Source organism: Streptococcus sp. UMB0029 (genome assembly GCF_002871495.1).
Taxonomy (GTDB): domain Bacteria; phylum Bacillota; class Bacilli; order Lactobacillales; family Streptococcaceae; genus Streptococcus.
The window spans coordinates 165,879-191,276 of sequence record NZ_PNGD01000001.1; the positions used below are offsets into that span (position 1 = coordinate 165,879).

Sequence of the window (25,398 nt, forward strand, 5' to 3'; positions counted from 1 at the left end):
AGGTAATCCTTTCCACTATCAACTCTACATATAGTTTGATGAGTGAGTTTCTAACTCCTCATATAATTGGGCACGTTTTTCACTTGCATCAATATTTAAGACAAAGGCGATGGCTACAGATAAGACCAGGAGACTGTTTCCTCCTTGCGATAAGAAGGGGAAGGTTACTCCTGTCGAAGGAATAATACCAGAAATTCCACCGATATTGACAAAGACCTGTACCAACATCATACCTCCAACTCCAATTGCCATCATGGAATTAAAGGGATTCTTAGCACGAATACCGACTAGGATAATTCGCAAAATTAGGAAAAAGACAAGGGCTAAAATCAAGCTGGCTCCTACAAATCCAAATTCTTCAATGACAATTGAAAATACAAAGTCTGTATGGGCCTCTGGTAGATAGCCACGTTTTTCGATTGAATTTCCTAAACCTAGACCAAACCATCCACCATTGACCATGGCAAAATAGGAATTTGCGAGTTGGTGACCAGCTCCTGCCAAATCAGCAAAGGGATTAAAATAGGCGCTGAAACGTTTAGCCACATATCCAAATACTGGAACTTTTGAAAACTTATCAACCCCTATCATATCAATAGCTGTTAAGGAAAGAGCCGAAACCCCAAACAAAAGACCGATAAAGGCTATAAACCAACGATGAGCAATCCCACTAACTGTATACATAATCAAGGCAACCAAAGCTAGGATAGTAGCATTCCCCAAATCTGGGAAAATAGCCAGACTTCCTATCATTACCAAGAGGACAAAGCGCCAATCATTAAAAGCACGAGGAATCCATTGATTTTGAGTTAAAACTTGGAAATCATAAACAGCAATTTCATCCTGTTGTTTTGAAAAACGTTGAGCCAAGTACCAGACGATAATAATCTTCAAATACTCAGCTGGCTGAATGGTCAAAGGTCCTACTGATATCCAACCATAGGCTCCATTAACTGGCGTACCAATTAAGCGAGCCAGAGCTAATAGAATTAGCTCAATAAACATAACAATAAATAAAAGTCGTTCTTTTCTTAAAAAATTTAGTTTCAGCTTATATATCAAGGCAATCAATATTAAACTAAAGCCCCAAAACATTCCCTGACTTCGAACTAATTGCAGGGCACTTTTACCTTCTTCGATAAGAATGGCACTGGTTGTAGAATAGACTACAATCAAGCCCAAAATAGATAAAAGTAAGTAAGGAACTAGGATAGAATAGTTTAATAGGTGCCTCTTACTAATCTTCATAGTATCACCAATCTAATGAGAACAAAAAAATGATTCCCAAATTCCGTTTATTTTCTAGTTTTGATTGCTATTATACCATTTTTTCCGAAAGAAAAAAACTCTTATCCTTAAGATAAAAGATTTTCTCATAAGAAAAAAGAGCACTTGGCTCTTTTCTGTTTTATTCTTTTGATGAACTACTTGAGCTTGAATCTCCACCACCGATATATTGGGTAAAGATATTTTGGAAGGCTTGGTCTTTGACCTTGATATTAGCTGCTTGCAATTCTTTTCCGATAATGCTTTGAACAAATGTTGCGTCGTTTTGTTTTTGAGTTAAGATAACCGTTTTTAATTTTTCTTTATAATCATCGATATTAGATGATTTTTCTGTTTTCTTAGTGAGTTTTACAATGTAATATTGGCTACTATAGGCTTGTGTGCCAGTGGCTTTAATCACATCAGAAACACCATTTACATCTAAAGCAAAAGCAGCTTTTTTAACTTGTTCTGGTACTTCTGTTGAAGCAGAATCAAAGGTGATTTCTCCACCATTCGCTTTAGTTTTCTCATCAGTTGAGTTATCTTTGGCTAATTGAGCAAAGTCTGCACCACTTGCCTTGGCTTTTTCGAGGACTTCTTTCGCTTTATCCTCATTATCAAGACGAATGATTTGAGCAGTCACATCTGGAGTGTACTCATCAAAGGCTTTCTTATAGGCATCATCTGTCAATTCAGCTTCTGCTGCTTTTTTAACTGCCAACTCAACCAATTTACTTGTACGAATTTGAGCTTTACGTGTTTCAAGGGTCATACCTGCTTGTGACAAGACACGTTGGTAGTTCTCACCATATTGTTTTTCTTCTTCGGCAATAGTATCGTTGACTTCTTTGTCATCTACTTCTGAGCCATATTGTTTCTCAAACACTTTTTGGATGGTCAAGTTCAACAACACTTGTTGAGCTGAAGGATTGCTCTTCACTTGCTCATAAAACTGATGTTCTGTGATGACATCCCCTTTCATGCTGATAAGGTCTGCTCCTTCTGAACCTTTCGAACAAGCTACTAAAGTTGCTACTGATAATAGTGTAATGGCACCTGCCAATAGTTTTTTCTTCATGTTTACTCCTTTGAGATAAGTGTTACCCTATCTATTTTACTATATTTTCTTAAATTATTCTGAAAATCATTCGCCGTCAGGTAATTGAACATCTGCTACATTTTTACGAAGCATGAGGATGCCGTCCCCCAGAGGTACTAGTGTTGCGGTTAGTCCTGGATTGTCTAAGGTTGCATCAAATAGTCTTTGAAGGCCTCGATAAATGGTTCGCTGGCCACGACGGACTTCCATAATGTCCTTGGCAACATCACCACCTTGGAAAATATCATCCAAGACAACCACACCTCCAACGTCCAAGTGTTTGAGAATTTCTGGCAAAAAGACGATGTATTTAGACTTAGCAGAATCCATAAAGACGAAATCATAGGACTCTGTCAGGGTTGATAAGACATCTACCGCCTCTCCCTCTAGGAGAGTGATTTGCTTGCGACTGTCAAACTGGGCGAAATTTTCCTTAGCAAAACCAATCATCTCTGGATTGCGATCAATGGTTGTAATCTTGGCATTTGGCGCATGTTCCGCCATCAAGAGAGCTGAAAAACCGATAGCCGTACCAATTTCCAGAATATTTTTAGGCTGCATGGTTTCCATGAGAAAACGGAAATAAGCAACCGTTTCATGGGGGATGATGGGAATATTTTCCTTACGAGCAAAGTTTTCCAATTCTTTCAAAGAACCTGTGACTTGCTTTTGGCGCTGGCGCATCAAGTCCACAATTTCTTCCTTGACAACAGGACGACGCATGTTATGGTTGGCGTTTTTACTATACGATTCAACCATCTTATGCCAATCCCAATTTTTCAACAAGGGCTTCAAACTCATTTAAACGACGTTCAAAGACTGCAAAGGCATCGTTGAGGTAGTTTTCCTTCTCCATATCAACACCAGCTTTTCTCATGACATTAAGTGGGTAGTCAGATTTACCAGCCTTGAGGTAGTCGATATAGCGGTCACGGTCTTCTTGACTACCATGAACAATTTTTTCAGACAAAGCTGAGGCTGCTGCAAAACCTGTTGAATATTGGTATACATAGTAGTTATAGTAGAAGTGTGGAATACGTGCCCACTCGTATTGGATTTCAGGATTGTCTTCCTTGCTCAATCCATAATACTCTTGGTTCAAGTCTGCGTAGAGTTTATTTAAGAAATCGCTTGTCAAAACTTCACCATTTTGATCCGCTTGGTGAATGGCGTGTTCAAACTCAGCAAATTGAGTTTGGCGGAAAACTGTTCCACGGAAACCATCTAGGAAGTTATTGAGAATAGCAAAGCGCGTTGCATCATCTTCCACTTCTTCCAATAATTTCTCCGTCAAGATATTTTCATTGGTAGTTGATGCAATCTCTGCCAAGAAGATAGAGTAATCTCCATAAACATAAGGCTGCGTTTCGCGAGTATAGCTTGAATGCATACTGTGACCAGTTTCATGGACTAAGGTAAAGAGATTGTCTAGATTGTCCTGCCAGTTTAGAAGCATAAAGGCATTGGTATCGTAAGAACCACCAGAGTAGGCACCTGAACGCTTGCCTTGATTTTCATAAACATCAATCCAACGCTCGCTAAAGGCCCGTTTAACACGGCTCAAATAATCTTCACCCAAGACTGCCAAGGCCTCTTCTGCCTTTTTCAAGGCTTCTTGGTAGGTAAAACTGTATTCAACAGATGAAAGCGGTGTGTAGACATCGTACATCTTGAGGTCTGAAATCCCCAAAATCTTTGAACGAAGCTCAAGGTATCGATGCAAGAGTGGCAAGTGCTTGCGAACTGCTGCCACCAAATTGTCATAAACACTCTCTGGAACAAAATTTGCCGCTAGGGCTGCATGACGAGCACTCTTGTAGTTGCGAACTTTGGCACGATAGTTTTGAACCTTAACATTTGTTTGCAAGGTTTTAGCATAAGTATGTTGGAATTGCTCATAAGTTGCATAAAGGGCTTGATAGGCACCACGACGCACCTCACGGTTTTTAGACTCCATCAAGCGCATATAAACGCCATGTGATAATTGTACTTCGTTACCATCTTCATCTTTAACAAATGGAAAGACAATATCTGCATTATCTAAAATAGCGAAGGTTTCACTTGCCGAACCAAAGATTTCCCCAGCTCCAGCTAATAATTCTTCTTCACGTTGTGAAAGAACATGAGCCTTACCTTGTAAAAGCTTGTCAAAATAGTGTTGATAAACCTGCAACTTTGGTTGAGTCTCTAAAAAGTCAGCATACTGCTTTTCACTAATTTCCATAAATTCAGGTTCATAGAATGAAAAGGCTTGGTCTAGCTGGCTGTAGAGAGTCATTGCCTTGGCGTAGTACTCTTGATACTTGGCTTCACGTGTGTCTTGGTCATTTTTCATATGAGCATAAACGTAAAGCTTCTCCATCTGACGTTCCATTTCAAGAGAAAATTCAGTGATTTCGAGTAGGCTATCCGCACTATCCAAGAGATGACCTTCATACTGGGCTACTGTCTCCAATTGTTCTGTTAACTCTTTTAAGGCTTCTTCCCAAGCCTGGTCAGTTGGGTAAATCGTTGATAGATCCCATGTATCTTTTTCATTTATTTCATGTCTTTGTAATACCATTAGATTCCTCCATCCTTTCTATTCTACCATATTTTTCAAGAAATATTGCTGATAAAAGGCTGGTGGATAGAGCTTTTGCCAATCATTTTGAGGATTTTCTTTGTAATAGGTGTAAAAGTGCTGATAATAGCTAGTCAAATCTTGCTCAATTTGGCAAAATTTGCCCACTATTGGTCGAATTTGTGGATACCATTCTTTGAGCCCATAAGTCAGAAGATTTTCTCCCTTTTGATAGGCTTCTGCTTGTTCTTTCATCCAAAAGGGATTTTGATAATAAAGCTGTTGTCGGATATAGCGACAGATGTCCTTGTCCTCAGAAACTGTAAAATGAGATATTTTTTGTTTCTTATAGGGAAGACGTAATATATCCAGTAGACTATCTTGACCATAGGGAAATTCTTTAATCTGATAATGGAGTTTGCCTCGAAGATCCTGGTGTATGAGATATTTAAGCCTTAAAAGCTGTTTTTCCTTGTCTAATTCCCAAATATAAAAGCCCATGTTTTGACTGAAATAGAGAAAACCTTGTTGCAGACGAGTCAAACGGTCCTTGAGCCACAGTTTTTGACCCAGCAACCACAGTACTTGGTAACCCTGACTACGATAGCCCTTACTACGCTCTTTAAGAAGTTTTTGTGGCAAGGGACTACATTGAACCTCTAAAGCTAGATTGCCATTTACAAATACATCCGCAATCTGTTTAAGCTCTGGAAGCGGGTACTCTAATTGTACCTCTGCCTCTTTTTTCAACCAGTGATAGAGGGATTCCTTATTGGCTAGGTGTTCTGGACTTTCATTTTCAAATGAAAAATCACAGTCTTTTAAAGATTTATGGGCAAAATGGGTCCGTACACTTGATTCTTGACGCAAACGGAGCTGACCTCCACAAGCTGGGCAGGTATATTCTTCCTTCTCAAGCTTATCCTCTAACACATTTACCAACTGTCCCCTAGCATCTCTCGCAACAAACATGATTTCCCTCCTTTTCTATATTATTCGTAAAAATTAATAATCGTATTTTTAATTATAGAAGAAAAGTATAGTAAATTGAAATAAAATATAAACAAATTGATTGGGGAATTATAGTATATTGAAATAAGATGTGAACAAAGAGATTAGGAAAGTCAAATTATAATCAATGAAAATCAAAGAGCAAACTAGGAAGCTAGCCGTAGGCTTTACTTGAGTACGGTAAGGCGACGCTGACGTGGTTTGAAGAGATTTTCGAAGAGTATTAATTTCTAACAATGCTTCAGAAGTCATGTCCTACTATTCCAGTTTCAATACCCTATATAATTGACAAATAACCAAAATCTCCTAGCAATCAATGGACTACTAGGAGAGTTTTTTTAAGGAATTCTATATAAGCTATAAAATCAAATACAAATTTTACTAAAAGATTAGATTAACTCATATATAAATTATGCTTCTTCGTCTTCTTTACGACGACGGCCTGCAAGAGCAAGTCCAAGTACTGCACTTGCTGCAGCTGCTACCATAGCTACTGTAGAGTCTGCTGTACCAGTATTTGGAAGTTGTCGATCTTTATTTATTGTAGTTTCAGATACTGGAGTTCCATCTGACATTTCATTAGCACTGCCGTCCTTATGTGGCTGAGCTGGCATTTCTTCTGAAATACCATTCACACTACCGGCTGGGACTTCTGCTGTTGATGGCGTAACTACCTTGCCGTCACCAGCTGTACTGCTTGTGCCTACTGGTTCTGTATAAGCTGGGACTTCTACAGTTGGTGGAATAATAACATTGCCTTCACCATCTGTACTACTTGTGCCTACTGGTTCTGTATAAGCTGGGACTTCTACAGTTGGTGGTGTAATACCGTTGCCTGCGCTATTCGTACTGCTTGTACCTACTGGATTTACTGCTTCAATTGCTTTAACTCCTGTAGTTTGAGCGCCGTCCACTCCTGCTTGATCCTTCGCTTCATTGATAGCATTTACAGCTGCGATGGCGGCTTGCGCTACTTCGGCTTTCGCTGCGGCTTTCTCATCGTCTGACAATTTAGCGTTCTTATCAATTGAGGCAATCTTAGCTTCTGACGCTGTTTGGATTGCTTCTAGGGCTTTCTCTTTGCCTACTGGATTTACTGCTTCTACTGCTGTTGTTCCTGTAGTTTGAGCGCCGTCCACTCCTGCTTGATCCTTCGCTTCATTGATAGCATTTACGGCTGCGATGGCGGCTTGCGCTACTTCAGCTTTCGCTGCGGCTTTTTCATCGTCTGACAATTTAGCGTTCTTATCAATTGAGGCAATCTTAGTTTCTGACGCTGTTTGGATTGCTTCTAGGGCTTTCTCTTTGCCTACTGGATTTACTGCTTCTACTGCTGTTGTTCCTGTAGTTTGAGCGCCGTCGACTCCTGCCTGATCCTTCGCTTCATTGATAGCATTTACGGCTGCGATGGCGGCTTGCGCTACTTCAGCTTTCGCTGCTGCTTTTTCATCGTCTGACAATTTAGCATTCTTATCAATTGAGGCAATCTTAGCTTCTGACGCTGTTTGGATTGCTTCTAAGGCTTTCTCTTTACCTACTGGATTTACTGCTTCTACTGCTGTTGTTCCTGTAGTTTGAGCGCCGTCTACTCCTGCTTGATCCTTCGCTTCATTGATAGCATTTACAGCTGCGATGGCGGCTTGCGCTACTTCAGCTTTCGCTGCGGCTTTTTCAGCGTCTGACAATTTAGCGTTCTTATCAATTGAGGCAATCTTAGTTTCTGACGCTGTTTGGATTGCTTCTAGGGCTTTCTCTTTACCTACTGGATTTACTGCTTCTACTGCTGTTGTTCCTGTAGTTTGAGCGCCGTCTACTCCATCTTGATCTTTCGCTTCATTGATAGCATTTACGGCTGCGATTGCTGCTTTCGCTACTTCGGCTTTCGCTGCTACTTTCTCATCGTCTGACAATTTAGCATTCTTATCAATTGAAGCAATCTTAGTTTCTGACGCTGTTTGGATTGCTTCTAGGGCTTTCTCTTTACCTACTGGATTTACTGCGTTAATTGCTGTTGTTCCTGTAGTTTGAGCGCTGTCTACTCCATCTTGATCTTTCGCTTCATTGATAGCATTTACAGCTGCGATAGCGGCTTGCGCTACTTCAGCTTTCGCTGCGGCTTTTTCAGCGTCTGACAATTTAGCATTCTTATCAATTGAAGCAATCTTAGTTTCTGACGCTGTTTGGATTGCTTCTAGGGCTTTCTCTTTACCTACTGGATTTACTGCGTTAATTGCTGTTGTTCCTGTAGTTTGAGCGCTGTCTACTCCATCTTGATCTTTCGCTTCATTGATAGCATTTACAGCTGCGATAGCGGCTTGCGCTACTTCAGCTTTCGCTGCGGCTTTTTCAGCGTCTGACAATTTAGCATTCTTATCAATTGAAGCAATCTTAGTTTCTGACGCTGTTTGGATTGCTTCTAGGGCTTTCTCTTTAACAGCATCTAAGTTTCCTGGTGTGTGAACACCTTCGATGGCTGTTACACCTGCTGTTTTCGCTGCTTCTACTGCATCTGCTGTGTCGGCTGCTGTAATCTTAGATTCTTCTTCTGTTTTCTTAGTATCTACTTCTTTTTCTTTTGCTGTACGTTGAGCTGCTGTTAAGCTATTGTCTGCTGCGATGGCTGCTTTTTCGGCTTTCGCTGCTTCTGCTAAGCTTGCTTTGGCTGCTTCTTTTACAGTATCTAAGTTACCTGGTGTGTGCACGCCTTCGATGGCTGTTACACCTGCTGTTTTCGCTGCTTCTACTGCATCTGCTGTGTCGGCTGCTGTAATCTTAGATTCTTCTTCTGTTTTCTTAGTATCTACTTCTTTTTCTTTTGCTGTACGTTGAGCTGCTGTTAAGCTATTGTCTGCTGCGATGGCTGCTTTCTCTGCTTGCGCTGCTTTTTCTAGATCTAATTTTGCTTTTGCTTTTTGTAAAAGAAGTGTCTGTGCATTAATATCCGCTTGATTTTTACGATTTGCTATTTCTACATTATTTGTTTCTTCGTTCAAAATCGCTTGAGCCTTAGCTACTTCTGCTTGATAAGCAGCCCATGCTTCAGGTGTGTAATCACTTTGATTTAAAGCTGCTGCTTTTGCTGCTTCCGCTTGCAAATCAGCTTTATACATATTGACTGTTACAGTTTGAGCAGGTGATGTTATAACACCTTCTTTTTTAGTAGTCGCAACTGTTGTTCCTGAAATCAAATTGCCATTTGTTTGATAAGTGACTGTCGGATTCAGTACAAATGTTTCAGCTTTTGTTGCAGGAAGTTCTAATTCGTACCAAAACTCTTGAGAAGATTTCGGTCTTACTGAGTTAACACGCATAGATAATTGATTTCCAGTAGTAGTAGTAGGAACAATTTTAGATCTATCATAACTTGCTAATCTTGCTCCCTCTGGAATTGCCAAAGAATAAACTGGGCTTGTTGAAGTTGCTTCACCTTTATTTTCAAGTCTTGCTTGAATTCTAACTGTAACTTTTTGTGCAGTAGCAGAAACAGCTGTTTTAGAAAAACTTGTTTCAGTAACAGTAGGTACAACATAAGCTCCACTACCTACTCGTACATTACTTACACTAGCACCAGCATATATACCATCAGGCGTTCTGTGAGTATTTGCTTCATCATGACTTCGATTGTTAATTGATTCAAATTGGAGACGAAGTTTTGTTACCCCATCAGGAACATTAACAATTTTTGAAAACTCTCCTAAAGGATAACCTTGATAATTAGCTCTATCCTCTGCTATTTTAGTACCTGTATTTGCATCTTTTACTATTAATTTCGCACCATTTATCCCAGTAGTTTGACCAATACTTTGAGAACGATAGCTAACAATTACTTCCTGACCAGGAACAACATCTATATCTTGGTAAATCGGTCCGTATTCTGTATTTGGTGTTCCACCATTACCTCTTTCATTATATACAGACAGGACTGCTGCGATATTTGTTTTCGGTCCTGGAAGGGCAGACTCATAATTTCCTGTTTTAGCAGCCCAAATAAGCAACACTTTATTTGTACTTGAATCTACAGCATTCCAACCTTTTAATTTAGATAATTCTACAATAGTTGAAGCTATAGGTGACGTTGCTGTTGGTAACTCTGCTCCTAATGTTGTATCTGAGAAATTACCATTGATGATGCTAACACCATGTTCATTTGCAGCTAGCGGATCTGTGCTTGCTGATGTACTAGGAGCTGCATCTGTACCTGTACGGAATGGATTATTTGTATCCAACGCTTTTCCATTACGTTCATCTCTAGAACCTGAGTTTGCAATAGAATTAGACTCCAAAGGCTTTTCAGCGCTGGCATTTTTTGGGCTTTTGCTTCCTTTGTCACTTGTATTATCTACCGCTTGTTCTTTTTTCTTTTCAGATTTTGTTTGCAATTTTGATGTTGCTGTAATTAACTTTCTATATGCTGCAGTTAATTCAGTTTTAGTTGTTGCAGTGCTTAGATCAGTTCTTGCTTCTTCTAAGACAGCTCTAAGATTGTTAACGCTTTCTTCTGTCTTAGTAGCATAGGTTCCTTTAGCAAACTTTCCATCAATTTCTTTGATTAAATCTGTTAATTCTTTCTTATCTAGAGTCTCCACCTTCTGAGGTGCTGATTCTGGAGAAGGACTATTTTCAACTGTTGAAGGTTGAGTATTTGTCTCTACTGTTGCAGCAGGACTAGTGGCTACTGTATTCCCTTCGTAGGTCCCATTCTGAGCATTCGGTTCTTTAGGTTGCGGTGCCTGAGTCTCCCCATTAGTTGAAGGCACACTTTGCTCTGCAGCAGATACTGCCCCATTTCCTAAAAACATGAACAATGCAGCTACTGCGACACTAGCTGCACCAAAGCTGACCTTACGAATAGAAAAACGTAATTGCTTTTCACGATCGTGTTTACCTTTATGAAACATCTAATTTCCTCCAAAATAAATATTTGTATCATATCTTATAATACACTTTTACTCTAATAATTCAATAGCCACCTTTTTATATTTTCTAATCTATTATAATTTTTATGCGTATATATATATATATATATACGCATAAAACTGCTTTTATTCTATAATTATAGCGATTCTTGAAATAAAAATTATATAGTCAGAAATATTACGTTTTTATAACATTTGGCATTTTTAAAAGAGTCTGGGACAAAAGTCTAACCTTAAATATAAAAAGCGAACAAAACGAGTTATCTAACATTCAGTATTCGATCTTATTCGCTTTTTATCTAATCTATCGATTTTAAAAATTTATAATAAATAATTCCTAAAATCAAAATCTTTTTGTCCCAGACTCTCCATAACATATTTACTTGATTTTCTTAGCTAGCATGGTCGCAAAACGTAGTTGAATACGATTGCCATTTTCATCGCGACGGTGTAAATGGCCTGGATTTTCATTGTACTTGACCAATTCCCAGTCCTTGTAATAGTCTGCCAATTCTCCCTCTTTAAATGTGAATGGGAAGTTCACTGAGCAAGGATAATCCTCCGTGTCCATGGCACAGACGATAAGATTGTAGCCACCAATAGTGGTTTTCTCCTGCATATTTTTGATAATTGCAGGAATGCGGTCTGCTTGCAAAAACATCAAAACAACTGTCGATACAATAAAATCATAGGCTTGCCCAATGCTGGCTGAATTGATATCGTAAAGACCAACAGGCATGTCCAAATCTTCCTGCTCCACAATGCTTTGCAAGATTTCAAGAGCCAGTTCATTTTGATCCACAGCTGTCACATCAAAACCTTGCTGGGCTAGAAAGAGGGAATTGCGACCCTGACCACAGCCCAAATCCAAAGCCTTCCCTGGTTTTACTGTCTGCATAGCCTCTAGGACCTCTGAATGAACAGGATTGGTATTGTATTTCTTAGGGAAATAGTCCTCAGGTCTACAATAAAATTCCAAATACCATTCTACATCGTCTGTGGCAGCTTCCACTCGGTGCCAAGCTTGAGGTTGCGCCATGGGATTATCTGCCCCTGCTTCAAAAAGGTGCTCAGCTAGAACTTCCCCTTCTTCGGTCAACTCAATAAACTTGAGAACTCCTTTTACAACAGTAATCTTGCCCCAAGTCCCGACCTTGGTATTGTGTTTCTGCTGAACAGCTTCAGGCATAGTTTCTTTAGTCCACAGTGGCATGCGTTTATAGGCAACTAATTTTTCCATTTCCAATTCCTCTTTTTATCGCTGATTAACAGCTTTCATAACACGCGCAATGTCGCGGTTTTGCTCACGACGTTTGATAGACTCCCGTTTGTCATAGTCGTGCTTCCCTTTAGCTAGGCCTAAAAGGAGCTTGGCATAGCCATCTTTGATATAGACTTTTAGGGGAACAAGGGTCATTCCTGTCCCTTTGGTCTCTTGTTCCAATTTTTGGATTTGTTTCTTATGGAGCAGGAGTTTGCGACGGCGTTCTGGTTCCTGATTCCAGATATTGCCCTCTTCGTAAGGCGCAATATGAACATTGCTCAACCAAACCTCCCCATTTTTTACTTGGGCAAAGCCGTCCTTGAGATTGATTCGAGCAGCTCGTACACTCTTGATTTCAGTTCCAGTCAGGACCATCCCTGCCTCTAGCGTATCTACGATTGTATAGTCGTGGCGTGCCTTTTTATTTTGTGCGACGACCTTTCCCTCGCCCTTTGCCATGCTTGGCTCCTTTCTTAGCTACTTCCTTATAAAAAGGTTTCTTTCCTTTTTTCTTCTTATCTTTCTGTGAATGCTTGCGCTTATCATTTGAGCGTCCTGATTTTCTCTTGTCTTCCTTCTTATCTGAACGACGACTGGAACCACGCCCTCTGTCACTACGACTAGACTGTTTCAAGCCTTTTTCAATCACATCAAACTCACTTGGGATATATGAGAAATCAATTTCCCCCGTCATCTTGTCAGCTCTTTCAACTCGGATACGGATTTGCTGACCTACACGGAAGGTTGTTCCTGATTTCTCTCCACGAAGGGTCAAATCACGCTCGTTGAAATGATAAAATTCAGGTAGATTAGTGATGTGAATCAAGCCTTCAACCGTATTTGGCAATTCGACAAAGAGACCGAACTTGACAATACTTGATACAACTGCATCATACTCTTCACCCACGTATTCTTCCATATACTCAGCCTTTTTCATGGCTTCGACTTCACGCTCAGCCTCAATGGCACGACGCTCACGATTGGAAGACTGGGTCGCAATCTCTGGAATCACTTGCTCAAAATGCTCTGCCATTTCCTTAGAACGGCCGTAATCACGAATCATACGGTGAACAAGAAGGTCTGGATAACGACGAATCGGACTGGTAAAGTGAGTGTAATAATCAGCCGCTAGACCATAATGCCCGTGATTGTGCTCTGAATAGCGAGCCTGCTGCATGGAGCGTAGAAGCATCATAGACAAGACATCCGCATAAGGCTCACCCTCAACAGTACGCATGATTTCTTGGAGGGCCTCCTGGCTAATCTCACTGGCAGTCCCATAAATGCACAAGCCAAAACTCGAAGCATAATCAATAAACTTCTGAACTTTTTCAGCCTTAGGCTCCTCGTGAATTCGATAGATAAAAGGCAAATCCAGCTTGCTGAAATGCTCGGCAACTGTTTCATTGGCCATCAACATAAAGGACTCAATCATGCGCTCGGCAATGCCACGCTTACGAAGAACGATATCAACAGGCTTACCTTGTTTATCCACTAAAATCTTGGCTTCATTGGTATCGAAATTGAGGGCTCCACGTTTCACACGCATGTTTTCTAGAGTTTCATGGAGCTTAGCCATAAGTTCAATACTTGGAACAATTTTCTTATATTCTTGTCTCTTTTCCTCGTCGCCTGCCAGGATATCATTGACATCACTATAAGTCATACGGAAGCTTGTCTTGATAACCGTTTGAGTAATGGTGTAGTTGACCACACGACCATGTTTATCAATCTCCATAATAGCTGACTGGGTCAGGCGGTCAACTTGAGGATTGAGAGAGCAGATACCATTTGACAGTCGTTCTGGAAGCATTGGGACCACACGGTCTGTCACATAGACAGAAGTTGCGCGGTTAAGGGCTTCCTTGTCAAGAGCAGAACCCTCAGTCACATAATAGGAAACATCTGCTATGTGAACCCCGAGTTCCAGATTGCCATTTTTCAAGGCCTTGATATGCACCGCATCGTCCAAGTCCTTGGCATCCGCGCCATCAATGGTGAAGGTAATCTCATCTCTCAAGTCCAGACGACCTTCCATATCCTTTTGAGACGGAGCATCCGGCACACTTTCTGCTTCCTTGACAACAGCCTCTGGAAACTCGGATACAATGTCCATAGATTCCAAGACCTCAAGGACATCAATCCCAACATCCGTCGAGTGCCCCACCACATCAAGGACACTAGCAACAAAGAAATCATGTTTCTTGCTTGGGTATTTGTCAATAAAGACCTTGAGAACTTCTGTTCCTTCTAGTTTAAGAGCTGGTTTTTTTACATAAATCGGTTGACTGATTTTCTGGTTTTTCGAACGGATATAGCCTGCATACTTGGGCTTTTCCTGATCTAGTACGATTTGACCGACAACAGTTGTCAAACTGTGTTCTAAGATATCAATAATTTTGGCTTCCGCTGCTGTTCCCTTGTTACGATCAGCGACTTTCTTGATGACAACCTCAACGGTATCTCCATCAATAGCATAGTTGACATCGTTTTTTCCTACAAAAAGGTCGTCCTCCTCGCCTTCCAGACTAACAAAGCCAAAGCCATTTTTATGGGCATGAAAAATCCCCTTGAGAGTAATCTCATGTTTTTTCTTAACTTCTAATGTCAGACTCCCATCTTCTTCAAAGCGAATCTGGTGCTTTCTTTCCATTAGGGACAAAGTTTTAATCAACTCACGAAAATCCTTGGACCCGTCTTTTCCCAAAGCCTGAACCAAGTCATTGACCGTCACCTTTCCCTTATCTTGCAAATATTCTTTTATTCTATCTTTCATATTTTCTTTCTAGATTTTTAATTTTCTTTTACTGTAAAATCTTCTCAAACATCCTTTAATACTCAATAAAAATCAAAGAGCAAACTAGAAAGCTAGGCGCAGGTTGCTCAAAACACCATTTTGAGGTTGCAGATGGAAGCTGACGTGGTTTGAAGAGATTTTTGAAGAGTATAAAAATAAAAAGAGGCAAAGATCTAGTCCTGCCCATTATTTTCTTATCTACTTGATAATACCGTCAATGCTAAGGCAATGGCTAGCCAGAAAAAGACTAAAATCCCTGTCAAACGCTGCATTACAGCTTCAAAACCGCGTGCTTTACTGCGTTCAAACAAATCACCTGAGCTGGCATCAAATACATTGCTGGATTGGTTTTTAGTTGGTTGCATGAAAATCGCAATCACAATCACAACAGATAATACTAATAAAATGGTTAATAATAGGTTATACATATCAAACTCCTTAAAATCCCTATTATTTTACCATAAAATCTACTTAGATTCAAGATGTAGGGTTACTTTTCTTTCCTTGGGACAATACTTTAAAACCTCAATCTTATCTGGATGGGTTTTTGAATTTTTACTGCTTAGATAATTGATGCTTCCACAGGAGGAGCATTTAAGATTAATTTTTACTCGCACTAGATTTCCTTTACTTTTAATAATGTTCGAAATTGAAGCAGGTTAAAGAGGCAACTAAAGGCAACACAAAGGCTTGTCGCATAGAAGACAGCATGGTAGCCAAATTGACCCGCCACTGCAGAACCTGCCATAGGCCCAACGACACCCCCCAGATAAAAGAATACCTGATTGAAGGCAAAGACCCTCGAAATGCCGGCTTTGGGAGTCATCTTGCTAAGAAGAGCATTGACCCCGGGAATCAGCGCACCTGTTCCCAAGCCAAAGAGGAATCGATAGAGTCCTAGTTGAAGAGGGCTAGAGGCATTGGCACAGAGAAGATAGATGATGACTGAATAAAACTGGGCGACAACCAAAAGACGATGATTGCCCACCTTGTCACCTAGCTTTCCCATGACTCCTGCACTCATCATACTGGAAAAGCCCATACTGGATACGATCAAACCAGAGACAAAAAGAAGATTCTCTGTCTGCCCTAAGTCGCGTACATAAAGAGCCAAAATAGGACCGATCGATTGGGCTGAAAATTGGATGACAAAACTGGTCAGAAAGAGGTTGACCAAGAGATAGGGGTATTTAACTGATGTAAATAATTCCTTTGTTGGGATGGCCTTTTCTTTTGCTACTGGTTGAAAATCTTCCTTAATAAAGCAAATAGTCAAAACAGCGGCTAAGAAGAGAAAACTACCAACCAGTAAAAAAACCGTACGAATGCCAAATAATTCTGCAATAAATCCCCCGATAAAGGGACCAGTTAGAGTACCTGCAACTACACCAGTAGACAAAGTACCTAAGGCAGTTCCTGATTTCTCCTTGGGAACCTGACTGGCTATCAAGGCCGTTGCATTGGGAACAAATCCTGCAAATACACCATTCAGTAAACGAAGAAAGATTAACCAATAGATATTTGGCACAAAGGCCAAGCCTCCCATAGTGATAGTCATGGCCAGACCAGCACGAATCATCATGGGTTTTCGACCGTATTTGTCAGCAAGGATGCCCCAGATAGGAGAGAAAAGTGCCGCAGAAATGGCAGAGACAGAAATAGCTAAACCTGCATAAAAAGCAGCTTGATCACTCCCTACACCTAGACTTTCCACAAAGATGGGCATAAAGGGCACTACCAAAGAAATACTGGCTCCAGTCAGAAAATTACCAAACCAGGCAATACGCAGATTATCCTTCCAGTTAATCTCTGTCATCTTAGCTACCTCCCTCAAGAAGGATACGCACTTGAGTAAGAAGCTGATCCTGATTTCCATTGTTGTCTAGAACATGGCTGGCCAAATCTTTCTTTTTATCTAAAGGCCACTGGGCTGCCAGACGAGACTCAGCTCCATCCTTGGATAGATGATTCCTTTTCATTAAACGTTCTACTTGGATATCACGGTCCACATAGACCAACCACGTCTCATCAAACCAAGCGACATAGTCCTGCTCAAAAAGCAGGGGAATATCCATGAAAAAAATCTCTTCTGTCTGAGCCAATTGGTCTCTTAATGTAGCTAGTTCCTCACGGATAATCTCTCCTTGGATTTGCTTAGACCATTCTCGTTCTTCAGGATTTGAAAAGATAAGACTAGCTAGGAGAGGGCGATTGAGTTCTCCGTTTTCAAGGATGATTTCTTGCCCAAAGTGCTGGACTAGAGCCTGAAACAGACGACCACCAGGTTTCTGTAGTTGGTGAACAATAGCGTCGGCATCCACCACTTGAAAACCTTTCTCTCTTAGGAAATTTGTCACAGTTGACTTACCTGAGGCAATTCCTCCTGTAATTCCAATGATTTTTCCCATCAATTCCTCCTTTGGCACTGAGGACAAAAGTGGGTTCCACGTCCGCCTAGTTGGATTTTCTCAATGATGGTGCCACAGCGTACACATTCTTGACCAGCCTTGTCATAGACCTTATGAAAATCCTGCATGGTTCCGTCTTCCCCAAAGGCATTGGTATAGGTCCGAATGGTGGAACCGCCCTTTTCAACTGCCTGTCCCAATACAGCAATGGTCTGGTCATGAATAGCTGTCGCTTCTGCGGCTGTCAAAGTCTGGGAAGGTCTGGCTGGATGAACCTGAGCTCGCCAGAGAACCTCATCCACATAGATATTGCCAAGTCCAGCTACCAAAGTCTGGTCTAAAAGATGGGATTTGATAGGCTTTTTAGACTTATCTAGAGCTACTTGAAAGACCTGCACATCAAAGTCTTGTTCGCTTGGTTCAGGACCTAATTTTTTAGAAATAAAGTAGGCGTCTAAAAGGTCAGGAGCAAACAGTTCCATAGTACCAAACTTGCGAACATCCTCATAAACAAGCGTTCCACCGTCCTCAAACTGGAAGAAAATATGGGCATGCTTACGTTCAGGAACCTGATCTGGATAGTAAAAATACTTGCCCTCCATCCGCAAATGAGAAATCAAGACCTTGTCTGTCAGATAGAAAAGCAAATATTTTCCACGGCGTCCTATTGACTCAACAATCTGACCAGGCACTTCCTTTTGAAACTCGTCCAAATCCGTTTTAATCATCTTGGAATAGCGAATTTCTATACTCGAAATCTTCTTTCCCAAAATCAATTTTTCTAAGCCACGACGAACGGTTTCAACCTCAGGTAATTCAGGCATAAGTCCTCCTTCTGTAAAAACAAGAAGCAGGCATGAGCCCACCTCTACTTAATATTCTTTTTCATTATAACCAAAGTCAGCCAAATCTAGCTTTTTATCGCGCCAATTTTTCTTGACCTTGACCCATGTTTCTAGGAAGACCTTGTCTCCTAACATGAGTTCGATATCACGACGGGCCATGCTACCGATTTTCTTAAGCATAGCACCACCTTTACCAATGATAATCCCTTTCTGACTATCGCGCTCGACCATGATAGTTGCACGGATGTGAACCTTGTCTGTCTCTTCATCTCGTTTCATAGAGTCAACCACTACAGCAACTGAGTGAGGAATCTCTTCACGAGTTAGATGCAAGACTTTCTCGCGAACCATTTCTGAAACCAAGAAACGTTCTGGATGGTCTGTGATTTGATCAGACGGGAAATATTGGAAACCTTCGTCCAGATTTTCACTCAAAATATCCACTAGACGAGAGACGTTATTCCCTTGAAGAGCTGAAATTGGAACGATTTCCTTGAAGTCCATTTGGTTACGGAAATCATCAATCTGAGACAAAAGCTGGTCTGGGTGAACCTTATCAATCTTGTTCACCACCAAAATCACTGGAACCTTGGCAGCCTTGAGACGCTCGATAATCATGTCGTCTCCCTTACCACGCGCTTCATCAGCAGGCACCATGAAGAGAACAGTATCCACTTCACGAAGGGTGCTGTAGGCAGATTCGACCATGAAATCTCCGAGAGCTGTTTTAGGCTTGTGAATCCCTGGTGTGTCGATAAAGACAATTTGCTCCTTATCAGTCGTGTAAATTCCCATGATTTTGTTGCGCGTTGTCTGCGCTTTGTCACTCATAATGGCAATCTTTTGCCCCATGACGTGATTTAAAAAGGTTGACTTCCCAACATTAGGGCGTCCTAAAATGGCTACAAAGCCTGATTTAAAAGTCATAATTTCCTCTTACTGTTTAAAATAATAAATCCCAGATTCGTGGGAGAAAAATCAATGCGCCTGTTAAGGCTGCGAAAAGAGAGACCACTAATACCGCTCCAGCTGCCATATCCTTGGCATTTTTAGCCAGCATAGAAAAGTGATAGTGACTGGCCAAATCCACCACATTTTCAATAGCAGAATTGATAATTTCAAAGGCTACTACCAAGAAAATGCTCAATAGGAGAAAGAGCCATTCAATTCGTGACACCTGAAAAACAAAACCTGCAAGAATGACTACAAGAGCCGTCACTGCATGTTTTCGCATATTGCGTTCTTCCTTGATGGCAGTAAAAATTCCTGTGAGAGCAAATTCTAAACTAGATATCAGGTCACGATTTTTCCATTTTCGTTTATTGTCTTGTGAGTCCATAGGCTGTCAAAATTTCTTCTTGTAAACCGAACATCTCCGCTTCTTCTTCCGGAGTGTAGTGATCATAGCCGTTGATATGTAAAAAGCCGTGTACTGCCAAGAAGCCCATCTCACGCTCAAAGCTATGGCCATATTCCTCAGCCTGCTCATGAGCCTTATCAATAGAGATGAACAGTTCCCCAATATAGGCATCAAACTCAGACATCATCTCTGCCAATTCTGGATTTTCAAGTAAATCCTCTTCGTCAAAGGCAATTTCCAACTCTGGTTTATATTCAAGGCTGATAACATCTGTCGGACGGTCGGTGTCTCGGTACTCCAGATTGAGTTCATGACTACGCTCATTGGTCACAAAGGTAACTGCCATCTCCTTGTCTTCTTTGCCTAATTTTTGGGCTGCAAATTCCAAAATTTCTTGGGTTTGTTGCAACATTTCTTTTGAAACTTGACCAGTTTCATCTACCATTTCAATATACATGTGCTTCTCGTTTCTCTTTACTTGGCTTTATTATACCACATTTCCATGATTTTATTCTACCTTTTTGATATAATACTATGGAATACAATCACAAGGAGAGAACGATGTCATTTGACGGATTTTTTTTACACCACATGGTTGAGGAATTGCGAAGAGAGTTAGTGAATGGTCGCATTCAGAAAATCAATCAGCCTTTTGAACAAGAGTTAGTCTTGCAAATCCGCAGCAATCGCCAAAGTCATCGCCTGCTCCTCTCTGCCCATCCAGTTTTTGGACGCATTCAGCTGACCCAAACGACTTTTGAAAATCCAGCCCAACCTTCCACCTTTATCATGGTATTGAGAAAGTATTTGCAGGGGGCCCTGATTGAGTCGATCGAGCAGATTGAAAATGACCGAATTGTAGAAATTACAGTTTCCAATAAAAACGAGATTGGAGACCATATCCAGGCTACCTTGATTATCGAAATCATGGGGAAACACAGTAATATTCTCCTCGTGGATAAAAGTAGTCATAAAATCCTCGAAGTTATCAAACACGTCGGCTTTTCACAAAATAGCTACCGCACCTTACTTCCTGGATCGACCTATATCGCTCCGCCAAGCACGGAATCGCACAATCCTTTCACGGTCAAGGACGAGAAACTTTTTGAAATCCTGCAAACACAGGAAACGACAGCTAAACATCTTCAAAGTCTCTTTCAAGGTCTAGGACGCGATACGGCAAACGAATTGGAAAAGATTCTGGTTAGTGATAAACTATCTACTTTCCGTGAATTTTTCAGTCAAGAAACCCAGCCATGCTTGACTGAGACTTCCTTCAGTCCAGTTCCTTTTGCCAATCAGGTGGGAGAGCCTTTTGCCAGTCTTTCTGATTTGTTGGACACCTACTACAAGGACAAGGCTGAGCGAGACCGTGTCAAACAGCAAGCCAGTGAACTCATTCGTCGTGTTGAAAATGAACTTCAGAAAAACCGCCACAAACTCAAAAAACAGGAAAAAGAATTACTAGCGACAGACAATGCTGAAGAATTTCGCCAAAAAGGGGAATTGCTAACAACCTTCCTCCATCAAGTGCCTAACGACCAAGACCAGGTTATCCTAGACAACTACTATACCAACCAACCTATCACAATTGCCCTTGATAAGGCCTTGACTCCCAACCAAAATGCCCAACGCTATTTTAAACGGTATCAGAAACTCAAAGAAGCTGTCAAATACTTGACTGATTTGATTGAAGAAACCAAGGTCACTATTCTCTATCTGGAAAGTGTAGAGACCGTCCTCAACCAAGCTGGATTGGAAGAAATCGCTGAAATCCGTGAAGAATTAATTCAAACTGGCTTTATCCGCAGAAGACAGCGGGAGAAAATCCAGAAACGTAAAAAACCAGAACAGTATCTGGCCAGTGATGGCAAAACCATCATCTATGTCGGACGCAATAACCTGCAAAATGAGGAATTGACCTTTAAAATGGCTCGCAAGGAAGAAATTTGGTTTCATGCCAAGGATATCCCTGGAAGCCACGTTGTCATCTCAGGAAATCTAGACCCATCTGATGAAGTCAAGACAGACGCAGCAGAGCTGGCCGCCTACTTCTCTCAAGGTCGCTTGTCAAATCTGGTACAGGTAGATATGATTGAAGTCAAGAAACTCAACAAACCAACTGGTGGAAAACCCGGCTTTGTCACCTACACAGGACAAAAGACCCTCCGTGTCACACCAGACCCAGAAAAAATTGCATCTATGAAAAAATCCTGATTCGACTTGAAATCAGGATTTTTAACATACTATTCACTCAAATCATATTCAATTATAGGACTAATCTTTGCCACCTAGTTTTTCATTAATTTTCATCATTACACTAGCAATTTTTTCGCCCCAATAAGGATCTGAGGCATATTCTACATTCATACCAGAAGCCTTATTGCCAAGGAAAGTTCTGCCCCTATCGATGTAATTTTCCTTAATCCACTTGGTTGCACCTAAAATTCCCTTATCCACATCATCAAATGTCTTGGCAGAAAGGTAAGGGGTCGTATCATAGGCTGCAATTCCAAAGAAATTATTCTTATCTTTGGCAATATTACTTCTTCCCCAGTCACTTTCTAAGGCACTATGGGCAAGGAGATAGAGGGCATTGATATGGTAATGTTCTTCAGCTTCCTTAAAGGTAGCGCCCTTATTCTCCAAGAGACTATTGTTAATATTTAACAGACTAAATACCTTATCCAAGTCTTCAGCACTATAGTTTGTAGCCTCTGTCAAGTCTTTGAAAAGGAAGGGATTTTCAAGGTTAAAACCTTCAAAATGCAGTCCATCTGCCGAATAATATTTCTTGCCTACTTCCATATCAGAAAGATGAGCAGCTACTGGGATACTAGCATTCTGAGCCACATAGTGATAAAGACGGTGTCCATCACTCTCATAATAAGGGATAAAGTCCTTACTAGCATCTAGTGCTTGTAAATCTTCTGTTTTCATATATCCTGACAAACCAGAAATAGTAATAGCCAGGCGCTTGTCATCACTTTTTCTATCCTTATCTAGCCAAACAACACTATCTTGCGATATATAGGACAGCTTTTCACCATCTGCATTATAGATATTTGCAGTCACTGGAAGGACCTGATAATAATCAGAGCTAGTCTTGGATTCCTTATGCCACTTTCCATCGTCTCCTAGCTGATGACCATCAATAGTCTCATTTTGTGCCATGTGGCCGCCAGATTTGAAGTAGTACCAGGCTTGACTTTTAGAATCGTATACCCATTCTTTCTCAGCCATTTTGCCATCAGACTTGAGATAAAACCATGACTCCTTATCCAAAATCCATTCATTAACTGCCATATAGCCACCGGATTTTAGATAATAATAGTGACTATTTTCGAAAATCCATTCTTTATCAGCATGATTTCCATTTTCTTTGATGTAAAACCAAGATTGGTATTGTTTGTCAAAAAGCCAACCTTGCTGTACTTTGGCACCACTGGCATTCACATAAGCCTGGTCAATCCACTGACTTGTCAGTAGATAACCACCAGATTTGAAATAATAGTCCTTCCCCTTAATTTGGAGCCATTCTTTCTCTGCGTGTTGTCCATCTGCTTTGATATAAAACCAAGCATCATATTGAGAATCATAGACCCAGTTTTCTATTACCTTGACACCTGTAGCACCAACATAGGAAGCACCTACCCAAGCATTTCTTTTCATCTTTCCATTTTGGTCAAGATAATAAAAGGCTCCCTTGTCTTCTACCCATTCTGACTTGGCCATATAGCCACCAGATTTGAGATAAAAATAATCATCACCTTGCTTCAGCCATTCATTTTCAGCATAGTGGGCATCTGCTTTTATATAAAACCAAGATTGATAATGAGCATCAAAAACCCACTCATTGGCTGCTTGACTTCCATCTGCTTTCAGGTATTGTTTTCCTTGCCAAGTACCATCGCTAGCCATTGCATTCTCTGGTCTGGCTAAGAAAAATAGCAGGGCTAAAAAAATAAATCTCAATTTCTTCATTAACTTTCTTCCTCTGTTCTTACTCATTTCATTATATCAAAATTCTCTATAATCCATATTACAAGCTAATAAAAAATCAAGAACAGATTGATTACAGTTTACCTCAGAGACTCTTTTACTTCCTTGCGTATATCTTCCAAACTGCTAATGCCGTATTTGTCCATGACTTTTGGCAGATTTTCAATGATATCAGGACAGGCATATGGATTGGTAAAGTTGGCTGTTCCAACTCCAATAGCAGATGCTCCAGCCAGATACATTTCTAGGGCAGCTTCTGCCGAATCCACTCCCCCCATTCCAATGATAGGCAGGTCTGTTGTTTGGGCTACTTGGCGGATGAGTTTGAGGGCTACTGGAAAGACTGCTGGACCAGACATTCCACCTGTTCCATTAGCCAAGATTGGTTCTCTGGTTTTTAGGTCAAAACGCATTCCAACCAGAGTATTAATCATAGTCAAGCCACTTGCTCCTGCATCCTCTGCTGCCTTTGCGACAGTGACGATATCGGTCACACTAGGAGTTAGTTTGACATAAACTGGTACATCAGAGGCTTCCACAGCTGCTTTCACCACATCATAAGCTAAATCTGGATCTTGACCAATCAAGAGTCCGTGATTACAGTGGTCAACATTGGGGCAAGAAATATTGAGCTCGATAGCCTTTACATTAGCTGCCTTAGAAATACCATGAGAAACAGCAGCATACTCTTGTTTTGAAAAACCAGCTACATTGGCGATAATAGGAAGATTTGGATATTCTCTTTCCAACCAAGGTAGCTTTTCGGCCAAAACAACTTCCAAACCAGGATTTTGCAAGCCAATTGCATTGAGCATACCAGCGGGTGTCTCTGCCACCCTTGGGGTTGGATTGCCAAAACGTGGTTCAAGCGTTGTCGCCTTAATCATAATAGAACCTAAAAGATCTAAATCATAGTACTTGGCATACTCTTGGCCAAAACCAAAACAGCCTGATGCTGGAATAATGGGATTTTTCAAATCCAAACCAGGTAGAGAAACTTGTAAACGATTTGTAGTCATGATTTTCTCCTTATAATACAACTGTTCCTGTGCGGAAAACAGGGCCATCTTCACAGACGCGTTGGCTGACGGTTTCACTATCTGGGACTTTTAGGACACAGGCATAGCAAGCCCCCATCCCACAGGCCATACGGGATTCCAGAGATAGATAGGCTCTTGGGTGGTCATAAAAGGTTTGATTGATATACTTCATCATTCCAGGCGCCCCACATGAGTAAACAGCATCAAACTGACTATCTAAATCATTGATGACAACAGAAACATTCCCCTTAATGCCATAAGAACCATCATCTGTCGTTACAAAGACCTGCCCATACTGAGCCAATTCTGTCTCTAAAATAACAGCATCCTTGTTGGCAAAACCAAGGACTGTCACTACTTTCACTCCACGTCCATGCAATTCCTTGGCCACCTCAAGCAAGGGTGGAACACCAATCCCACCACCAACGAGAAGAACCTGACTCTGCTCATCAAGGTCAGACAAGTCAAAACCATTTCCCTGAGGCCCCATCACATCAAGAGTATCTCCCTGACTTAAGATTGAGAAAATAGCTGTCCCAGCTCCCTCAATCCGATAAATGAGATGACACTGCTTATTAACCTTGTCAATAGACGAAATCGAAATAGGGCGACGCAAAAGATGGGCATCATCAGGCACACGCAGATGAAGAAATTGGCCTGCTCGCATGGCTTCAACCATTTCCCCTTCTAGGACTAATTCAAAGATTGCTGGCGCGATTTCCTCCTGTGCAACCACCTTCATGGTTTCCAATCGAATCGCACCCAAACGTTTCTTACATGTGGGATTCATGACTTTTCCTCCTTAAGTTTTAAGGGGGCCAGAC

The 25,398-nt window shown here is 41.0% G+C and carries 21 protein-coding genes; 1 reads left to right on the plus strand and 20 read right to left on the minus strand.

Going from position 1 to position 25,398, the window contains the following annotated elements; all coding sequences use genetic code 11:
* Positions 1 to 24: 24 nt before the first annotated feature.
* The 17 genes from ftsW to ybeY all read right to left on the minus strand — a co-directional run bounded on the left by ftsW (position 25) and on the right by ybeY (position 19,989).
* Complete coding sequence (gene ftsW, locus CJ239_RS00735; protein WP_102210196.1) at positions 25 to 1,248, minus strand: cell division peptidoglycan polymerase FtsW; 1,224 nt, start codon at positions 1,246 to 1,248, stop codon at positions 25 to 27.
* Positions 1,249 to 1,408: 160 nt separating this feature from the next.
* Entirely contained in the window at positions 1,409 to 2,347 is a 939-nt protein-coding gene (gene prsA / locus CJ239_RS00740) for a peptidylprolyl isomerase PrsA (RefSeq protein WP_102210197.1), read from the minus strand.
* Positions 2,348 to 2,413: 66 nt separating this feature from the next.
* A complete protein-coding gene (locus tag CJ239_RS00745; protein WP_102210237.1) occupies positions 2,414 to 3,127 on the minus strand; it encodes an O-methyltransferase in 714 nt (237 codons plus the stop codon).
* Between the two features lies 1 nt (position 3,128).
* Positions 3,129 to 4,931, minus strand: coding sequence for an oligoendopeptidase F (gene pepF, locus CJ239_RS00750; RefSeq protein ID WP_102210198.1), 1,803 nt, complete (start codon positions 4,929 to 4,931; stop codon positions 3,129 to 3,131).
* 18 nt (positions 4,932 to 4,949) lie between these two features.
* On the minus strand, positions 4,950 to 5,903 hold the full coding sequence (locus CJ239_RS00755) for a competence protein CoiA (RefSeq protein WP_102210199.1): 954 nt from the start codon (positions 5,901 to 5,903) through the stop codon (positions 4,950 to 4,952).
* A 449-nt stretch (positions 5,904 to 6,352) separates the two neighbouring features.
* On the minus strand, positions 6,353 to 10,840 hold the full coding sequence (locus CJ239_RS00765) for a SasC/FmtB family protein (RefSeq protein ID WP_102210201.1): 4,488 nt from the start codon (positions 10,838 to 10,840) through the stop codon (positions 6,353 to 6,355).
* A 397-nt stretch (positions 10,841 to 11,237) separates the two neighbouring features.
* Positions 11,238 to 12,098: an SAM-dependent methyltransferase TehB gene (tehB, locus tag CJ239_RS00770; protein WP_102210202.1), complete on the minus strand. Its 861-nt coding sequence runs from the start codon at positions 12,096 to 12,098 to the stop codon at positions 11,238 to 11,240.
* A 15-nt stretch (positions 12,099 to 12,113) separates the two neighbouring features.
* Entirely contained in the window at positions 12,114 to 12,581 is a 468-nt protein-coding gene (gene smpB / locus CJ239_RS00775) for an SsrA-binding protein SmpB (RefSeq protein WP_001051750.1), read from the minus strand.
* On the minus strand, positions 12,544 to 14,898 hold the full coding sequence (rnr, locus tag CJ239_RS00780) for a ribonuclease R (protein WP_102210203.1): 2,355 nt from the start codon (positions 14,896 to 14,898) through the stop codon (positions 12,544 to 12,546). The genes smpB and rnr overlap by 38 nt, the downstream gene beginning before the upstream one ends.
* A 215-nt stretch (positions 14,899 to 15,113) precedes the next feature.
* Positions 15,114 to 15,347 (minus strand): preprotein translocase subunit SecG, encoded by a 234-nt coding sequence (gene secG / locus CJ239_RS00785; RefSeq protein ID WP_000282517.1) that lies wholly within the window; start codon positions 15,345 to 15,347, stop codon positions 15,114 to 15,116.
* 39 nt (positions 15,348 to 15,386) lie between these two features.
* Entirely contained in the window at positions 15,387 to 15,536 is a 150-nt protein-coding gene (rpmG, locus tag CJ239_RS00790) for a 50S ribosomal protein L33 (protein WP_049551526.1), read from the minus strand.
* On the minus strand, positions 15,536 to 16,735 hold the full coding sequence (locus tag CJ239_RS00795) for a multidrug efflux MFS transporter (protein ID WP_102210204.1): 1,200 nt from the start codon (positions 16,733 to 16,735) through the stop codon (positions 15,536 to 15,538). The genes rpmG and CJ239_RS00795 overlap by 1 nt, the downstream gene beginning before the upstream one ends.
* 1 nt (position 16,736) lies before the next feature.
* Positions 16,737 to 17,327, minus strand: a complete 591-nt coding sequence (coaE, locus tag CJ239_RS00800; RefSeq protein ID WP_102210205.1) for a dephospho-CoA kinase — start codon at positions 17,325 to 17,327, stop codon at positions 16,737 to 16,739.
* Positions 17,327 to 18,151: a DNA-formamidopyrimidine glycosylase gene (mutM, locus tag CJ239_RS00805; protein ID WP_102210206.1), complete on the minus strand. Its 825-nt coding sequence runs from the start codon at positions 18,149 to 18,151 to the stop codon at positions 17,327 to 17,329. The genes coaE and mutM overlap by 1 nt, the downstream gene beginning before the upstream one ends.
* Positions 18,152 to 18,199: 48 nt before the next feature.
* Positions 18,200 to 19,099, minus strand: coding sequence for a GTPase Era (gene era / locus CJ239_RS00810; protein ID WP_000143264.1), 900 nt, complete (start codon positions 19,097 to 19,099; stop codon positions 18,200 to 18,202).
* 16 nt (positions 19,100 to 19,115) lie between these two features.
* Positions 19,116 to 19,511 (minus strand): diacylglycerol kinase family protein, encoded by a 396-nt coding sequence (locus CJ239_RS00815; RefSeq protein WP_000378166.1) that lies wholly within the window; start codon positions 19,509 to 19,511, stop codon positions 19,116 to 19,118.
* On the minus strand, positions 19,492 to 19,989 hold the full coding sequence (gene ybeY / locus CJ239_RS00820; RefSeq protein WP_000275156.1) for an rRNA maturation RNase YbeY: 498 nt from the start codon (positions 19,987 to 19,989) through the stop codon (positions 19,492 to 19,494). Before ybeY ends, CJ239_RS00815 begins: the two co-directional genes overlap by 20 nt.
* 104 nt (positions 19,990 to 20,093) lie before the next feature.
* Between ybeY and pavA the strand changes: the two genes are divergently transcribed.
* A complete protein-coding gene (pavA, locus tag CJ239_RS00825) occupies positions 20,094 to 21,749 on the plus strand; it encodes an Rqc2 family fibronectin-binding protein PavA (RefSeq protein ID WP_102210207.1) in 1,656 nt (551 codons plus the stop codon).
* A gap of 60 nt (positions 21,750 to 21,809) precedes the next feature.
* On the opposite strand, the gene CJ239_RS00830 is transcribed toward pavA, so the two are convergent.
* The 3 genes from CJ239_RS00830 to CJ239_RS00840 all read right to left on the minus strand — a co-directional run bounded on the left by CJ239_RS00830 (position 21,810) and on the right by CJ239_RS00840 (position 25,364).
* On the minus strand, positions 21,810 to 23,516 hold the full coding sequence (locus tag CJ239_RS00830; protein WP_102210208.1) for a glucosaminidase domain-containing protein: 1,707 nt from the start codon (positions 23,514 to 23,516) through the stop codon (positions 21,810 to 21,812).
* Positions 23,517 to 23,614: 98 nt separating this feature from the next.
* On the minus strand, positions 23,615 to 24,601 hold the full coding sequence (locus CJ239_RS00835; RefSeq protein ID WP_180958179.1) for a dihydroorotate dehydrogenase: 987 nt from the start codon (positions 24,599 to 24,601) through the stop codon (positions 23,615 to 23,617).
* Positions 24,564 to 25,364, minus strand: coding sequence for a dihydroorotate dehydrogenase electron transfer subunit (locus tag CJ239_RS00840; protein ID WP_042901097.1), 801 nt, complete (start codon positions 25,362 to 25,364; stop codon positions 24,564 to 24,566). Before CJ239_RS00840 ends, CJ239_RS00835 begins: the two co-directional genes overlap by 38 nt.
* Positions 25,365 to 25,398: the final 34 nt, after the last annotated feature.

Coding starts and splice junctions, on each gene's coding strand:
- ftsW (WP_102210196.1), bottom strand. CDS start 1,248: ATGAAGATTAGTAAGAGGCACCTATTAAACTATTCTATCCTAGTTCCT.
- prsA (WP_102210197.1), bottom strand. CDS start 2,347: ATGAAGAAAAAACTATTGGCAGGTGCCATTACACTATTATCAGTAGCA.
- CJ239_RS00745 (WP_102210237.1), bottom strand. CDS start 3,127: ATGGTTGAATCGTATAGTAAAAACGCCAACCATAACATGCGTCGTCCT.
- pepF (WP_102210198.1), bottom strand. CDS start 4,931: ATGGTATTACAAAGACATGAAATAAATGAAAAAGATACATGGGATCTA.
- CJ239_RS00755 (WP_102210199.1), bottom strand. CDS start 5,903: ATGTTTGTTGCGAGAGATGCTAGGGGACAGTTGGTAAATGTGTTAGAG.
- CJ239_RS00765 (WP_102210201.1), bottom strand. CDS start 10,840: ATGTTTCATAAAGGTAAACACGATCGTGAAAAGCAATTACGTTTTTCT.
- tehB (WP_102210202.1), bottom strand. CDS start 12,098: ATGGAAAAATTAGTTGCCTATAAACGCATGCCACTGTGGACTAAAGAA.
- smpB (WP_001051750.1), bottom strand. CDS start 12,581: ATGGCAAAGGGCGAGGGAAAGGTCGTCGCACAAAATAAAAAGGCACGC.
- rnr (WP_102210203.1), bottom strand. CDS start 14,898: ATGAAAGATAGAATAAAAGAATATTTGCAAGATAAGGGAAAGGTGACG.
- secG (WP_000282517.1), bottom strand. CDS start 15,347: ATGTATAACCTATTATTAACCATTTTATTAGTATTATCTGTTGTGATT.
- CJ239_RS00795 (WP_102210204.1), bottom strand. CDS start 16,735: ATGACAGAGATTAACTGGAAGGATAATCTGCGTATTGCCTGGTTTGGT.
- coaE (WP_102210205.1), bottom strand. CDS start 17,327: ATGGGAAAAATCATTGGAATTACAGGAGGAATTGCCTCAGGTAAGTCA.
- mutM (WP_102210206.1), bottom strand. CDS start 18,151: ATGCCTGAATTACCTGAGGTTGAAACCGTTCGTCGTGGCTTAGAAAAA.
- era (WP_000143264.1), bottom strand. CDS start 19,099: ATGACTTTTAAATCAGGCTTTGTAGCCATTTTAGGACGCCCTAATGTT.
- CJ239_RS00815 (WP_000378166.1), bottom strand. CDS start 19,511: ATGGACTCACAAGACAATAAACGAAAATGGAAAAATCGTGACCTGATA.
- ybeY (WP_000275156.1), bottom strand. CDS start 19,989: ATGTATATTGAAATGGTAGATGAAACTGGTCAAGTTTCAAAAGAAATG.
- pavA (WP_102210207.1), top strand. CDS start 20,094: ATGTCATTTGACGGATTTTTTTTACACCACATGGTTGAGGAATTGCGA.
- CJ239_RS00830 (WP_102210208.1), bottom strand. CDS start 23,516: ATGAAGAAATTGAGATTTATTTTTTTAGCCCTGCTATTTTTCTTAGCC.
- CJ239_RS00835 (WP_180958179.1), bottom strand. CDS start 24,601: ATGGCCCTGTTTTCCGCACAGGAACAGTTGTATTATAAGGAGAAAATC.
- CJ239_RS00840 (WP_042901097.1), bottom strand. CDS start 25,364: ATGAATCCCACATGTAAGAAACGTTTGGGTGCGATTCGATTGGAAACC.